The following is a 12,437-nucleotide window of genomic DNA, read 5'->3' on the forward strand; positions in this document are numbered from 1 at the left end:
TCTCACCGGGGTGATCAGCTGCGTTGCGAATCCAGCGGCTCGCTGTTCGTCACGACCTCCTGCGCCTTCGTGTAGCTCTCGATCAGCAGCTGGTAGGGCGGGAACACGGCGCTGTAGGCCTGCGCCCATTGCGCGGCATCGTCGCGGTGCCAGGTCTTCTGCACCTCGGAGCACACGGCGGCGGTGTCGATCGGCACCACGCCGGCCTGCACCACGCGCGCCAGCGTGATCTCCTGCGCCATCTTCGAGTACGTGCCCGAGGCATCGATCACCGCGAACACGCGGTAGCCCTCGTGCACGGCCGCGATGCTCGGGAAGGCCATGCACACGCTGGTGATGGTGCCGGCAATTATGAGCGTGCCGCGCCCGGTGGCCTTCACGGCGGCCACGAACTCGGGGTTGTCCCAGGCGTTGATCTCGCCCTTGCGCGCCACGTACTGCGCGTGCGGCGCGTACTTGTGCACTTCGGGAATCAGCGGCCCGTTCGGGCCCTGCGGCACCGAGGCGGTGGTGATGACGGGGATCTTCGCCAGCGTCGCGACCTTGGCGAGCGTGGTCACGTTGGAACGCAGCTCGGTCATCGGCATGTCCTTCACGGTCTGGAACAGGCCGCTCTGGTGGTCGATGAGCAGCATCACGGCGTCGTCGGGGTCGATGACGGGCTTGGCGCCGTTGAAATTGGCGATGGTGTTCGGTGTGGTCATGGCGTGCTCACTTTCCCTGGGTCAGCTGGGCGTAGCTGGTGATGAGGTTGCGGTAGTCGGGGATGTGGTTGGAGAACAGCGTCCCCAGGCCCTCGATGTCGTTGCGCCAGTCACGGTGCAGCTCGCAGGCCACGCCGAACCAGGACATCAGCTGCGCGCCGGCGGCCGACATGCGGTCCCACGCGGCCTGGCGCGTCACGTCGTTGAAGGTGCCCGACGCGTCGGTGACGACGAAGACGTCGAAGCCCTCGGCCAGCGCCGACAGCGCCGGAAAGGCCACGCAGACCTCGGTGACCACGCCGGCGATCAGCAGCTGCTTCTTGCCCGTGGCTTTCACGGCCTTGACGAAATCCTCGTTGTCCCAGGCATTGATCTGGCCGGGGCGGGGAATGTAGGGCGCGTCGGGGAACTGGGCCTTCAGCTCGGGCACGAGCGGGCCGTTGGGGCCGTTCTCGAAACTGGTGGTCAGCACCGTCGGCAGCTTGAAGTAGCTGGCGATGTCGGCCAGGGCCAGCACGTTGTTCTTGAACTTGTCGGGGTCGATGTCGCGCACCAGCGAGAGCAGGCCGGTCTGGTGGTCGACCAGCAGCACGGCGACATCGTTCTTGTCGAGGCGGGTGTAGGGCTTGGACATGAGAGGCTTCCTTTGTGAGGTTGAATGCCCGGGAAAAGGCCCCGAGGCATGTCCAGAAGCGTAAAAGTGCCGCTCTTTCTTCGGTAGTCGGCTGAATTTGCCTGCAGTGTTCCATTTCATGGACGATGAAGAACATCCGTGCGCGCCGGTCGGATGAATTCGCGCCCGCCGGGGTGACGCCGTCGCGGCGGGTAAAATACCCCTACATGTCCCGCTGGTTTGCCGCTACCGTCCTCGCTTTCATGCTGTCCTGCTACGGCTTCGCCGTGCTCGCGCACGGGCTGGTCGGCGGCCACCATGTGACGTCGTCCTCGGGCGACCGCCAGACCGTGGCGACGCTCGCGGCCTCGCTGGCCGATGGCGGCGACAAGGAATCCGGCAAATCCGCGCCGGAAGATCCGTCCGCCATGGACGAAGCGGGCTCCGAGCATGCTGAACTGCTCGACGCCCGCCCCCACGCACGCAACCTGCTGGTGCTCTCCGCCCAGCCGCCGCGGCTCGGGTCCACCTCCGTGGTCTCGCCGCAGCTCGCCCGGCCCAAGCGGCCACCCCGGCCCCACGCCCTCCTCGCCGCCTGAGGCCGCGCGGTGGCGAGCGAACGCCTGAGGACCGATCCGGTCCGGGCGTTTGCGCTCATCCGATTCGGCCCGTCGCCCTTTTCGCGCGACGCCCCTGCCCCTTCTTTTCGAGCCGTCTGACGGCCCCGCCGCACGTGTCATGCGACCCGTCCGGCCTTCTCTCTTTTCAGGATTTTTCGATGAACTCCAGCCATCCGGCCTACCCCTCCAGCTTCGGCGCACCGCTGGCCTCGGTCCAGGAACGCAACCGCGTTCTGCGCAACACCTACTGGCTGCTCGCGCTGTCGATGGTGCCCACCGTGCTGGGCGCCTGGCTCGGCGTGGCCACCGGCCTCACGCGCGCCATGTCGCCGGGCATCGGCATCATGGTGTTCCTCGGCGGCGCCTTCGGTTTCATGTACGCCATCGAGAAGACCAAGAACTCCGCCGCCGGCGTGCCCGTGCTCCTGGCCTTCACCTTCTTCATGGGCCTGATGCTGTCGCGCCTGGTCGGCAGCGTGCTCGGCCTGGCCAACGGCGCCAGCCTGATCATGACCGCCTTCGCCGGCACCGGCGCGATCTTCCTGGGCATGGCCATGCTCTCGACGGTCATCAAGCGCGACATCTCGGCCATGGGCAAGTGGCTCTTCGTGGGCGCCATCGGCCTGCTGGTCGTGGGCATCGCCAACGTCTTCATCCAGTCGAGCGCGCTGATGATGACGCTGTCGGTCGCCGCCATCGGCATCTTCTCGGCCTTCATCTTGCACGACCTGAAGCAGGTCAGGGACGGTATCGAGACCAACTACATCTCGGCCACGCTGGGCGTGTACCTCAGCCTCTACAACGTGTTCCAGTCGCTGCTGGCCCTGCTGGGCATCGCCGGCGGCCGGGACGAATAAGCGCCAGAACAACAAGACAAGGAAGGAAGCACCATGCGCCTCACCACCAAGGGCCGCTTCGCGGTCACCGCGATGATCGACATCGCCCTGCACGGCCGCTCGGGCCCCGTCACGCTGGCCTCGATCAGCCTGCGCCAGCAGGTCTCGCTCTCATACCTGGAACTGCTGTTCGCCAAGCTGCGCCGCAACGGGCTGGTCGAATCCACCCGCGGCCCCGGCGGCGGCTACTCGCTCAGCCGCAAGGCCGCCGAGATCACGGTGGCCGACATCGTGCTCACCATCGAGGATCTGGGCGCCAGCAAGATCCGCCCGCGCGCCGCCGGTTCGGACAACGAGCCCGGCCGCTGCGAGATCGACGACCTCTGGGCCTCCGTGAACCTGCGCGCCGTCGAGTTCCTGCGCTCGATCTCGCTGCAGAGCCTGGTCGACGAACAGAAGGCCAAGGGCGTGCAGCCCGCCACCAGCGCGGCCGCCCGCCGCACGACCGCCGTCGTCGGCACGCCGGTGCGCAAGCCCTTCGTGGTCGATGCGCCTAACTCGGTGTTCGCACTGGGACGGCGCCACAGCACGAGCAGCTGACGCACGGCAGGCGCGCGGGGCATCGGCCTTGAATATGCCGCCCGCGCGACCTAGACTGAATGGCAAGGGCACCCGCGGTGCCGGGGGCCAAGGAGCCTGCCATGTACAAGCGTGTTCTCGTCGCCACCGACGGCTCTTCGCTGTCGGACAAGGCGGTGGCCGCGGCCATCGATCTCGCGTTGCTCACCGGCGCCGAGCTGGTGAGCGTCAACGTGGCGCACATCCAGCCGTACGGCTACTTCGAAGGTTCGATGCTGCTGAACCAGACGGATTTCGAAGCCAACCAGAAACACGTCGAGCAAGCGGCCCAGCGCGTGGCCGATGCGGTGCGCGACACCGCACTGGCCAAGGGCGTGCGCCGCGCCGACGCGGTGGTCATGAAGTCGAACCAGGTGGCCGAGGCCATCATCCACGCCGCCAAGAATCAGGACTGCGACCTGATCGTGATGGCTTCGCACGGGCGACGCAGCCTCGCGCGGCTGTTGCTGGGCAGCGAGACGCTGCACGTGCTGACGCATTCGCACATTCCGGTGCTGGTGCTGCGCTGAACGAAAACGGTGGCAGATGACGCACCGCGCACGCGGTGTGTGCGCGTTGGCGTTACCGCGACGCGGCCGACTCGACGGTCTCGACCACCGTGCGGCCGGCCGGCGGGCACGACGGCCCGGCATCGCGACCAAAGCAACGCGCGGCTTGCGCACGCGCCTGGGCTTCCTGCGCATGGCGCGCTTCGGCCGACTCGACCTGGTAGTCGAGCAGCCACTTCATGAGCAACAGCATCGCAATCACGAGGCCCAGCGCCACGCCCAGCAGGGTCGTGCGCCAGTTGCGCGGCTGGGCCTTCGACGGCGCGCGGGCCGGCGCACTTTCCATCGCCGTGAAACCGGCCAGGCTGCGGGACGCGCCGCCGTCATGGATGCGGCGGCGGGCCGGTTCGGGCTTGGCGGAACGGGCGGACACCGAGGTCTGCGCGCGCTTCACGCGCGGCGCATGGGCAGTGTCCGAAGGCAGGTGGCGGGCTGGCATTGCGGACGCGATTATGAACGGCTCACGCCGCCGATTCCGAGGATCAAACGCCCGCGCCGAACGCTGCGTCGTATCGCACCTCGCCGACCGGCCACGCGCCGTGGAACGACACGGCCTGGAAGTATTCCGCCGGCACGCCCGGCAGCACCAGCCCGGGCCGCACGACGAAGCCGAAACGGCCGTAGAAGGCCGGATCACCCAGCAGCACGCAGCCTTGCGCGCCGGCGTCGCGCAGACCCGCCAGCGCCGCGTCCATCAGCAGCCGGCCGATGCCCTGCCCCTGGCGGTCGGGCGCCACCGAGATCGGGCCCAGGCCGTGCCAGCCGGTCGCGCCATCGGAAACCGTCACGGGCGACAGCGTGACGTGCCCGACGATCTCTCCGCCTTCTTCGGCCACGAGCGACAGCGTGAGATGGCCGGCCGCGCGCAGGGCGTCGACGATGAGGTGTTCGGTGCCGTCGGTATGCGTCGCACCGGCAAACGCCGCCACCGTCAATTGACGGATCGCGGCTTCGTCGCCCGGCTGCTCGGGGCGAACCACCCGCCGCGCGGCCTCCACCTTCTTCTGCGTGTCGGCATCGACCAACGCCCGCATCGCGCGGAACAGCGGCCGGCTGCCGGTGTGCTTCTGGCCGTAGCCGAGGTTGAATTCGTAGTCGAAGTCCGGCGGATTCGCGCCCTGGTTGTGCTGCAGCAGGGTCTCGAGCTTGTCGAGCGCCTTCACCGCCTTCGCCTCGGGCGTCTCGGCCTTTTCGTACTCGTCCCACAGCGCCAGGATGTTCGCGCGCAGCGGCGCGTCGAGCGTGCGCGTGAGCACCTGCAGGTCCTCGCGCTCCTGCGCGCTCTTGTCGGGATGCGCCGCCTGTTCGATGGCGGGGATGTCGCCGTGGATCGCCTCGCCCAGGTCGTGCACCACGCACATCTTCAGCACCTTGAGCAGGTCGAGGTCGGCCAGTTCGTCCTCGAAGGCCATGGCCATGAGGCACAGGCGCCAGCTGTGTTCGGCCGTGCTTTCGGTGCGGCCCGACGCGGTGTGCGCGCTGCGCAGCACGCTCTTGAGGCGCTCGGCCTCGCGAAGGAAGTCCAGCCTTCCCTTGATCTGATCGATGTCCATCTCGCAGTCTCGTCCTGAATGTGTCAGGCCGAGCCTACGCGATCCGGATGCGGCCCGTCGTTACAGCGCCGGCCCCAGCCCGATCGGCGCGGGCACGACGTTCACGATGCGCGTGAAGAGCGAAGCGTAGACCTCGTCGGGCGCGTGGGTGTCGCTGAACAGGTCGCGGTTCTCGCCGAAGGCCGCATCGAGTTCGCGCCAGTCGTCCTCGCCGAGCACGCGCTCGGCCAGCGGAAGAATCTCGCGCTCCTCGTGCGCCATGTGGTCCAGGTAGAAGCTCACGTACTCGTTCATCGCCCGTTCGAACGCCACGCGGCGCGGCTCGCCGAGCATCTCGAACGCGAGCAGCGCGTGTTCGACGTGGCGGATCTTGCGCTCGCCCCAGGCATGGTCGTTGTCGAGCTTGTCCATCAGGTCGCGCGAGATCGGCGTGCAGGCGCGCAGCCGGGGAAAGAGCAGTTCGGTTTCCTTCGGGTGGTGGCGCTTCTCGGGAAACTCGTCCACGTAGAACAGCATGGCGCGCAGCGTCGCGAAGTCGGGCATCGTGCCCTTGCGACGGTGCTGGTCGAGCAGCATGACGATGGAACGCAGCATGGCCGCCAGCGCGGCATGCTCCTGGCGAATGATCCGGACGGCGGCGTGGGTCATGGAAGGTCTCCTTCTTTCGAGTGCCCCAAGGGTCGCAAGCCCGAGGCGGTGCGGGCTTGTTCCAGATCAAGGTCCATGCATGCAGCCAGGCACAGACTGGTACGGCATCTCCTCTTTTCTTCAACGCACTCCTGGAGGTTCCTCACCATGTACCAACACATCCTGGTTCCCGTCGACGGCAGTTCCACCTCCGGCGAAGGCCTCGCCGAAGCCATCCGCCTGGCCAGGCTCACCGGCGGCCGCCTGCGGCTGGTCCACATCCTGGACGAGCTCTCGTTCGCACTCGGCATGGACGCCTACGCGGGCTATACGGGCAACTGGCTCGAGGTGCTGCGCGCCAATGCCGTGACGCTGCTGGAGAAGGCGCGCGCCCAGGCGCAGGCCGAAGGCGTCGAGGCCGACGTCGTGCTGCGCGACGGCTTCAAGGCTGGCGCGGTCCATGACCAGGTGGTGACCGAAGCCATTGCGTCGAAGGCCGACCTGATCGTGCTCGGCACGCACGGCCGGCGCGGCCTGAGCCGCCTGGCCATGGGCAGCAGCGCCGAGCACATCCTGCGGCTGGCGCCCGTGCCGGTGCTGCTGATCCGCGCGCCGGAAGTCGCCGCCAAGGCAGAGTCCGAACGTTTCAGCCTGCCGGACGGGCTGGTCGCGAACCAGTAGGCCGGGTAGCCCGCCGGTTTGACGGGGCCCGGCGCCGCGCCCAGAATGGGCCGCCCGCCCGTTCCCCGTTTCAAGGAGCAGCGCCATGAGCTCACCCCAGCACATCCGGCAATCCATGGACGCCCTCGCGAACCATTTCGCGGCGCATCCTCAGGCGGCCCTGACCCAGGACAAGCCGGCCGCGGCCACGCTGGTGTCGGGCCTGCGCTTCCAGGTGACCGGGCCCACGGGGGAATCTCTCGTGACCGACATGCCCAAGGGCATCGGGGGCCAGGGCGAAGCGCCGTCGCCCGGGTGGTTCCTGCGCGCGGCCCTGGCGAGTTGCGAAACGACCGTGATCGCCATGCGGGCGGCGCAGCTCGGCATCGCGTTGACGACCCTCGAAGTGACCGTCGGCAGCCAGTCCGATACCCGCGGCCTGCTTGGCGAACCCGCTTCCGTGCCCGCCGGCCCCAGCCGCATCCACGTCGCGGTGCGCATCGCCGCGGACGGCGTGCCGGAACAGGCACTGCGCGATCTGGTGCATTGGGCCGAAGCCCACTCTCCAGTGGGCAGTGCGCTGCGCCACGCCATCCCGCTCGATGTGGCGGTGCAGGTCGGGCAGGCCTGACGGCACCGGCGAGGGCCGCCTTCAGGCGTAGGAACGCAGTCGCACCGCGAAGGCCGCCAGCGGCGCGATGCCGCTGCCTTCGGCGCGCTCGCACCAGTCCTGCAGCCGCTTCACGAGCTGTTCGCCGGTGGCGCCCGAACGGCTCCACAGCGCCGTCAGCTCGCGCCGCATCGCATACATCGTTTCCAGCGCCTGCGAAGCGACCAAGGCCTGCGTGAGTTGTGCATGCCGCGTGGCGTCGAGCGCCTTCTCTTCCTTGCCGAGCCAGGGCCTTGCGGCGCGCAGCGCGCGGGCCTTGCCCGGTGCGAGCGCATGCGCCCGGGCCAGTTCCTCGGTGCAGGCCTGCTTCAGCGAACGCGAGTAGTTCGACAGCACGTCGTAGTGGTGCCGGATCACCGCCTGCACCGTGAGCAGGTCGACGGTGGCGCGCGGCGCCGTGAGGCGCGGCTTCGGCGCCAGGTGCTTCACCTTCGCCAGCCCCACCGCCTGCAGCGCACGGATGTAGACCCAGCCGATGTCGAACTCGAACCACTTGTTCGACAGCTTGGCCGAGGTCGGGAACGCATGGTGGTTGTTGTGCAATTCCTCGCCGCCGATCAGCAGGCCGATGGGAAAGATGTTCGTGCTCGCGTCCGACGCAGGCCAGTTGCGATAACCCCAGTAGTGGCCGATGCCGTTGACCACACCGGCAGCCCAGAACGGAATCCACGCGATCTGCACGAGCAGCACCAGCGCGCCCGGCACCACGCCGAAGAGCGCCATGTCCAGCAGCCCCATGCAGACGATGCCGGTCTTCTGATAGCGCGCGTACAGCCGCCGCTCGAGCCAGTCGTCGGGCGTGCCGTGGCCGTAACGGCTCAGCGTTTCCTTGTTGCGCGCCTCCGCCACGTACAGCAGCACGCCGCCCCAGAGCACGCGCTTCAGGCCCACCACCTGCGGGCTGTGCGGGTCGTCGGGCGTGTCGCACTTGGCGTGGTGCTTGCGGTGCACGGCGGCCCATTGCTTGGTGACCATGCCCGTCGTCATCCAGAGCCAGAAGCGGAAGAAATGGCTCGCGATGGGATGCAGGTCGAGCGCGCGGTGCGCCTGGTGGCGGTGCAGGAAGATGGTGACCGAGGCGATGGTGACGTGCGTCAGCGCCAGCGCGGCCAGCAGCACACCCCACCACGGCAGGTCGAGCGCGCCCGAGAAAAGAAAAGATGCCATGCGTACGTACCCTCCAGACACGGTGAACAGTGGCCGCGATTCTCGAAAGCGGCCCACCCGCGGGCCTTGCGCCAGATCAACGGCGGGCGCGAAGGCTGTCACGGGCAAGGCTTGCGTGCTACGCTTCCCGGCTCCAAGCGCCCTCCCCGTGGCGCCGGCGTTTTTCTCCCAGCCCCCGCATGACTTCTGCCCCCCACATCGCGGTGCTCGACGACGAGGTCGACATCACGCTGCTGCTGGCCAACTACCTCCAGGGCCACGGCTTTCGCGTCACCCAGATCCACGACGGCGCAGCGCTGCGGGCGCTCATGGCCGACGACCCGGCCGACCTCGTGCTGCTCGACCTCGGCCTGCCCGGCGAAGACGGCTTTTCCATCGCCCGCCACATGCGCGAGAACTGGCGCTGCGGCCTGGTGATCGTCACCGGCCGCGGCGATCCCGTGGACAAGGTGGTGGGTCTCGAGGTCGGTGCCGACGACTACGTGACCAAGCCCTTCGACCTGCGCGAGCTGGTCGCACGCGTGAAGGCCGTGCTGCGGCGCCTCACGCCCGATGCATCGGGGGCGGCTGCGGCCTCGCCCGCGCCGGCCGAGCGCCTGCGCTTCGCGGGCTGGCGCCTGGACACCGCCGCGCGCAGCCTCACCAACGCGCAGGGCGAGCCCGTGGCGCTGACCACCGGCGAGTTCGACCTGCTGTGCGCCTTCGCGCGGCACCCGGGCCGCGTGCTCTCGCGCGACTTCCTGCTCGAGCAGACGCGCGGGCGCGAGGCCGCGCCCTTCGACCGCACGATCGACGTGCAGGTCGGCCGGCTGCGCAAGAAGATCGAGGCCAACGCCGACGATCCGCAGTTCATCAAGTCGGTGCGCGGCGCGGGCTACATCCTGGTGCCGCCGGTCACCCATGGCTGACGACGTCACGCCACAGCAACCGCCGCAACCCGCCATCCCCGGCCTGCCCTCGGGCGTCGAGGAAGGCAGCGTGTTCCGCTCGCTGTTCGCCGCCTACCCCGATTCGCTGCTGGTGGTGGACCAGTCGGGCCGCATCGTGCTGGCCAACCCCTCGGCCGCCGCCATGCTCGGCTATGCCGCCGACGAACTCGTGGGCCTGAGCGTGGAAGCGCTGGTGCCCGACAGCATCCGCCCGCGCCATGCGGCGTTTCGCGAAGCCTACGGCCGCGCGCCGCGCCCGCGCCCGATGGGTACCGACATGGAACTCGTCGCCAAGCGCAAGGACGGCAGCGAGGTGATGGTCGAGATCGCGCTGAGCCCGCTGCAGAACCAGGGCCTGCCCTTCGTGGTGGCCGCGATCCGCGACATCGGCGCCTACCCGCGCGTGAAGCAGGCGCTGCAACGCGCGCGCTACAGCGAGCATCTGGCGCAGCTGGGCCGCCTGGCGGTCGACACGCGCGACCTGCAGGTGGTGCTGGCGCAGGTGCCCGAGATCGTCGCCACTGCGCTGCAGGTCGAGGTCGCGATGGTGTGGCTGCTCGACGGCAACCAGCGCGAGTTCCGCCTGGCGAGCGGCGTGGGCCTGGTCGCCGACGAGAACGTCGGTCTGCGCATTGCCAACCGGCCCGACACCCAACCCGGCTACGTGCTCTCGCAAGGCCGCCCCGTGGTGGTGGCCGACTACCGCGAAGAGCGCCGCTTCACCGTGCCGCCCGCCTACCTCGAGGCCGGACTCGTCAGCGCGCTGGCCGTGCCGCTGTCCGACCAGGGCCGTGTGAACGGCATGCTCTCGGTGCGCTCGACCGCGGCCCGGCGCTTCGGCGACGAGGAGATCCGCTTTCTCGAATCGGTCTCCAGCCTCATCGCCACCAGCCTGCAGCGCGTGCAGACCGAGGAAGCGCTCAACCACGCGCAGCGCCTCGAAAGCGTCGGCCAGCTCACCGGCGGCATCGCGCACGACTTCAACAACCTGCTGACCATCATCCAGGGCAACCTGCAGGTGCTCGAAGAGCTGCCGCAGCTCGCCGCCGATGGCTACGCGCAGCAGCTCGTGGCCGCCGCCGCGCGCGCCAGCCGGCGCGGCGCCGAACTCACGGGCAAGCTGCTGGCCTTCTCGCGGCGCCAGATGCTGCAGCCCGACGCGGTCGATGTGCGGCAGATGCTGCACTCGCTCACCGACATGCTGCGCCGCACGCTCGACCAGCGCATCCAGATCGAGATCGACGCCGCCGACCCCTGCCCCGCCGTGCGCGCCGACCCGGGCCAGCTCGAATCGGCGCTGCTGAACATCGCCATCAACGCGCGCGACGCCATGCCCGAGGGCGGGCGGCTGCACTTCCGCGCCGAGGCCTGCGACGCCCTGCCCGCCACCGTGCGCCAGGAACTGAGCGGTGCCGACGCCGGCCGCCGCTTCGTCGCGCTTTCCATCGCCGACAGCGGCACGGGCATGACCGACGCTGTGCTGGAGCACATCTTCGAGCCCTTCTTCACCACCAAGGAGGCCGGGCGCGGCACCGGCCTGGGCCTGAGCACGGTGTACGGTTTCGTGAAGCAGTCGCGCGGCGCCATCGCCATCGACAGCAAGGTCGACGCCGGCACCACCGTGACGCTCTACCTGCCGCAGATCGAAGACGACACGGCGAGCGCCTCGGCACTCGCCGATGAGGACCTCGCAGACACGGAAGCAGAAGCCGAACCCACGCTGCCCCCCGGCCTGCGCGTGATGCTGGTCGAAGACGACGCCGAGGTGCGCCAGGTCGTCCACACCTTCCTGACCACGCTGGGCTGCGAAGTGGCCACCGCCGCCAATGCCGAGCAGGCCTTGCCCGCGATGGCCGCGGAGGTCACGCCCTTCGATCTGCTGCTCAGCGACATCGCGCTCGGCGCCGGCATGCGCGGCACGCGGCTGGCCGCCGAGGCGGTGCAACGCCAACCGCAGCTCGCGGTGCTGTTGATGTCGGGGTTCTCGGCCGAGTTGCTCGACGCCGACCGCGAAGCGCCCCCAAGCTGGGAGCTGCTGCGCAAGCCGTATTCGCGCAGCGAACTGGCGCGTGCGATGGCGCGCGCGCTGCTGGCTGCGCGCGAGTGAGCGAGTAAGACGCGCGCCTTCTTACTGAAGCATCGCAGGCGCCGGCGCCAGGCAGCGCTGCACGAAGGCCGACAACGCGCCCACATCGGGAATCTGCACCTCGCGCCGCCCCTTGGTGGCAAAGCCGATGACCTTGTCGCGCGCCAGCCGCGAGAGCGCGCGGCTCACGCTTTCGAGCGTCATGCCCAGGTAGTTGCCGATCTCGGCGCGCGTCATGCGCAGCGTGATCTCGTCGGTGCGCATGCCGCGGTCGGCCAGCGACTCGGCCCAGTAGCGCAGGAAGTCGGCCACGCGCGCATCGGCTGGCAGCGTGCACACCGACATCAGCGAATCGCGATCGTGCGCGATCTCGCGGCTCATCGCGGCATGCAGCATCTGCAGCAGCGCGGGATGCGCGGCGCAGGCGGCCAGCAGCGATTCGTAGGGCACGACCCAGACCTCGCCCGTGTCCATGGCCACCGCGTCGCACACGTAGCGCTGGCCCGCGATGCCGTCGAAGCCGAGCCAGTCGCCGCGAAACTTCAGGCCCACCACCTGCTCGCGCCCGTCGGCCGAGAGGTTCACGATCTTGAAGAAGCCCGAGTTCAGGATGTAGAGATTGCCGAAGCGCTCGCCGGCCTGGTAGATCACGTCGCCCGTGTGCACCATGCGGCGCTGCGGTTGCAGCTGCTCGGCCAGCAGGCGCAGGCGCTCGGCCGTGCGCCGGCCCGCGTCCTCTTTCTGCACTGCCGGAAGGGGCCGAAGCGGCAGGCGGGGGTTGGGGC

General features: G+C 69.1%; 15 protein-coding genes and 1 pseudogene. 8 read left to right on the plus strand and 8 right to left on the minus strand.

Going from position 1 to position 12,437, the window contains the following annotated elements; genetic code table 11:
- Positions 1–14: 14 nt before the first annotated feature.
- Both D3H34_RS27870 and ycaC read right to left on the minus strand, forming a co-directional pair.
- Complete coding sequence (locus D3H34_RS27870) at positions 15–704, minus strand: isochorismatase family protein (RefSeq protein WP_119557801.1); 690 nt, start codon at positions 702–704, stop codon at positions 15–17.
- A gap of 7 nt (positions 705–711) precedes the next feature.
- Positions 712–1,338 (minus strand): isochorismate family cysteine hydrolase YcaC, encoded by a 627-nt coding sequence (ycaC, locus tag D3H34_RS27875; protein ID WP_119557802.1) that lies wholly within the window; start codon positions 1,336–1,338, stop codon positions 712–714.
- Positions 1,339–1,463: 125 nt separating this feature from the next.
- On the opposite strand from ycaC, the gene D3H34_RS27880 reads away from it, so the two are divergent.
- From D3H34_RS27880 to D3H34_RS27895, 4 genes are all read left to right on the plus strand, one after another.
- Positions 1,464–1,916, plus strand: coding sequence for a hypothetical protein (locus D3H34_RS27880; RefSeq protein ID WP_286186334.1), 453 nt, complete (start codon positions 1,464–1,466; stop codon positions 1,914–1,916).
- Between the two features lie 179 nt (positions 1,917–2,095).
- Positions 2,096–2,794, plus strand: coding sequence for a Bax inhibitor-1/YccA family protein (locus D3H34_RS27885; protein ID WP_119557803.1), 699 nt, complete (start codon positions 2,096–2,098; stop codon positions 2,792–2,794).
- A 33-nt stretch (positions 2,795–2,827) separates the two neighbouring features.
- Positions 2,828–3,373, plus strand: a complete 546-nt coding sequence (locus D3H34_RS27890) for an Rrf2 family transcriptional regulator (protein ID WP_119557804.1) — start codon at positions 2,828–2,830, stop codon at positions 3,371–3,373.
- Positions 3,374–3,474: 101 nt separating this feature from the next.
- Positions 3,475–3,921: a universal stress protein gene (locus D3H34_RS27895; RefSeq protein ID WP_062479963.1), complete on the plus strand. Its 447-nt coding sequence runs from the start codon at positions 3,475–3,477 to the stop codon at positions 3,919–3,921.
- 52 nt (positions 3,922–3,973) lie between these two features.
- On the opposite strand, the gene D3H34_RS27900 is transcribed toward D3H34_RS27895, so the two are convergent.
- The 4 genes and pseudogenes from D3H34_RS27900 to D3H34_RS27910 form a co-directional block, all read right to left on the minus strand.
- Positions 3,974–4,399 carry a hypothetical protein gene (locus D3H34_RS27900; protein ID WP_147400500.1) on the minus strand — a complete coding sequence of 142 codons (426 nt, stop codon included), beginning with the start codon at positions 4,397–4,399 and terminating at the stop codon, positions 3,974–3,976.
- Positions 4,400–4,442: 43 nt separating this feature from the next.
- Entirely contained in the window at positions 4,443–4,958 is a 516-nt protein-coding gene (locus D3H34_RS34765) for a GNAT family N-acetyltransferase (RefSeq protein WP_286186337.1), read from the minus strand.
- Positions 4,950–5,513 (minus strand): annotated as a pseudogene (locus D3H34_RS34560) (HD domain-containing protein); the annotation flags it as partial. The gene D3H34_RS34765 and the pseudogene D3H34_RS34560, both read right to left, overlap by 9 nt.
- A 60-nt stretch (positions 5,514–5,573) precedes the next feature.
- On the minus strand, positions 5,574–6,161 hold the full coding sequence (locus tag D3H34_RS27910) for a hemerythrin domain-containing protein (protein WP_119557807.1): 588 nt from the start codon (positions 6,159–6,161) through the stop codon (positions 5,574–5,576).
- 147 nt (positions 6,162–6,308) lie between these two features.
- Between D3H34_RS27910 and D3H34_RS27915 the strand changes: the two genes are divergently transcribed.
- Positions 6,309–6,821 carry a universal stress protein gene (locus tag D3H34_RS27915; RefSeq protein ID WP_119557808.1) on the plus strand — a complete coding sequence of 171 codons (513 nt, stop codon included), beginning with the start codon at positions 6,309–6,311 and terminating at the stop codon, positions 6,819–6,821.
- An 85-nt stretch (positions 6,822–6,906) separates the two neighbouring features.
- Positions 6,907–7,431, plus strand: a complete 525-nt coding sequence (locus D3H34_RS27920; RefSeq protein ID WP_119557809.1) for an OsmC family protein — start codon at positions 6,907–6,909, stop codon at positions 7,429–7,431.
- A 21-nt stretch (positions 7,432–7,452) separates the two neighbouring features.
- Here D3H34_RS27920 and D3H34_RS27925 read toward each other — a convergent pair whose 3' ends face one another.
- On the minus strand, positions 7,453–8,637 hold the full coding sequence (locus tag D3H34_RS27925) for a DesA family fatty acid desaturase (protein ID WP_119557810.1): 1,185 nt from the start codon (positions 8,635–8,637) through the stop codon (positions 7,453–7,455).
- 179 nt (positions 8,638–8,816) lie between these two features.
- Here D3H34_RS27925 and D3H34_RS27930 point away from each other — a divergent pair, with 179 nt between their 5' ends.
- Positions 8,817–9,545 carry a winged helix-turn-helix domain-containing protein gene (locus D3H34_RS27930; RefSeq protein ID WP_119557811.1) on the plus strand — a complete coding sequence of 243 codons (729 nt, stop codon included), beginning with the start codon at positions 8,817–8,819 and terminating at the stop codon, positions 9,543–9,545.
- Positions 9,538–11,673 carry a PAS domain S-box protein gene (locus tag D3H34_RS27935; protein ID WP_119557812.1) on the plus strand — a complete coding sequence of 712 codons (2,136 nt, stop codon included), beginning with the start codon at positions 9,538–9,540 and terminating at the stop codon, positions 11,671–11,673. Before D3H34_RS27930 ends, D3H34_RS27935 begins: the two co-directional genes overlap by 8 nt.
- Positions 11,674–11,694: 21 nt before the next feature.
- On the opposite strand, the gene D3H34_RS27940 is transcribed toward D3H34_RS27935, so the two are convergent.
- Positions 11,695–12,399 (minus strand): Crp/Fnr family transcriptional regulator, encoded by a 705-nt coding sequence (locus tag D3H34_RS27940; RefSeq protein WP_286186338.1) that lies wholly within the window; start codon positions 12,397–12,399, stop codon positions 11,695–11,697.
- Positions 12,400–12,437 lie beyond the last annotated feature (38 nt).

The sequence above is a fragment of the Acidovorax cavernicola genome, assembly GCF_003581445.1.

Bases quoted from the DNA above. Each gene is read 5' to 3' on its own strand.
- D3H34_RS27870 (WP_119557801.1), bottom strand. From the start codon at position 704: ATGACCACACCGAACACCATCGCCAATTTCAACGGCGCCAAGCCCGTC.
- ycaC (WP_119557802.1), bottom strand. From the start codon at position 1,338: ATGTCCAAGCCCTACACCCGCCTCGACAAGAACGATGTCGCCGTGCTG.
- D3H34_RS27880 (WP_286186334.1), top strand. From the start codon at position 1,464: ATGAAGAACATCCGTGCGCGCCGGTCGGATGAATTCGCGCCCGCCGGG.
- D3H34_RS27885 (WP_119557803.1), top strand. From the start codon at position 2,096: ATGAACTCCAGCCATCCGGCCTACCCCTCCAGCTTCGGCGCACCGCTG.
- D3H34_RS27890 (WP_119557804.1), top strand. From the start codon at position 2,828: ATGCGCCTCACCACCAAGGGCCGCTTCGCGGTCACCGCGATGATCGAC.
- D3H34_RS27895 (WP_062479963.1), top strand. From the start codon at position 3,475: ATGTACAAGCGTGTTCTCGTCGCCACCGACGGCTCTTCGCTGTCGGAC.
- D3H34_RS27900 (WP_147400500.1), bottom strand. From the start codon at position 4,399: ATGCCAGCCCGCCACCTGCCTTCGGACACTGCCCATGCGCCGCGCGTG.
- D3H34_RS27910 (WP_119557807.1), bottom strand. From the start codon at position 6,161: ATGACCCACGCCGCCGTCCGGATCATTCGCCAGGAGCATGCCGCGCTG.
- D3H34_RS27915 (WP_119557808.1), top strand. From the start codon at position 6,309: ATGTACCAACACATCCTGGTTCCCGTCGACGGCAGTTCCACCTCCGGC.
- D3H34_RS27920 (WP_119557809.1), top strand. From the start codon at position 6,907: ATGAGCTCACCCCAGCACATCCGGCAATCCATGGACGCCCTCGCGAAC.
- D3H34_RS27925 (WP_119557810.1), bottom strand. From the start codon at position 8,637: ATGGCATCTTTTCTTTTCTCGGGCGCGCTCGACCTGCCGTGGTGGGGT.
- D3H34_RS27930 (WP_119557811.1), top strand. From the start codon at position 8,817: ATGACTTCTGCCCCCCACATCGCGGTGCTCGACGACGAGGTCGACATC.
- D3H34_RS27935 (WP_119557812.1), top strand. From the start codon at position 9,538: ATGGCTGACGACGTCACGCCACAGCAACCGCCGCAACCCGCCATCCCC.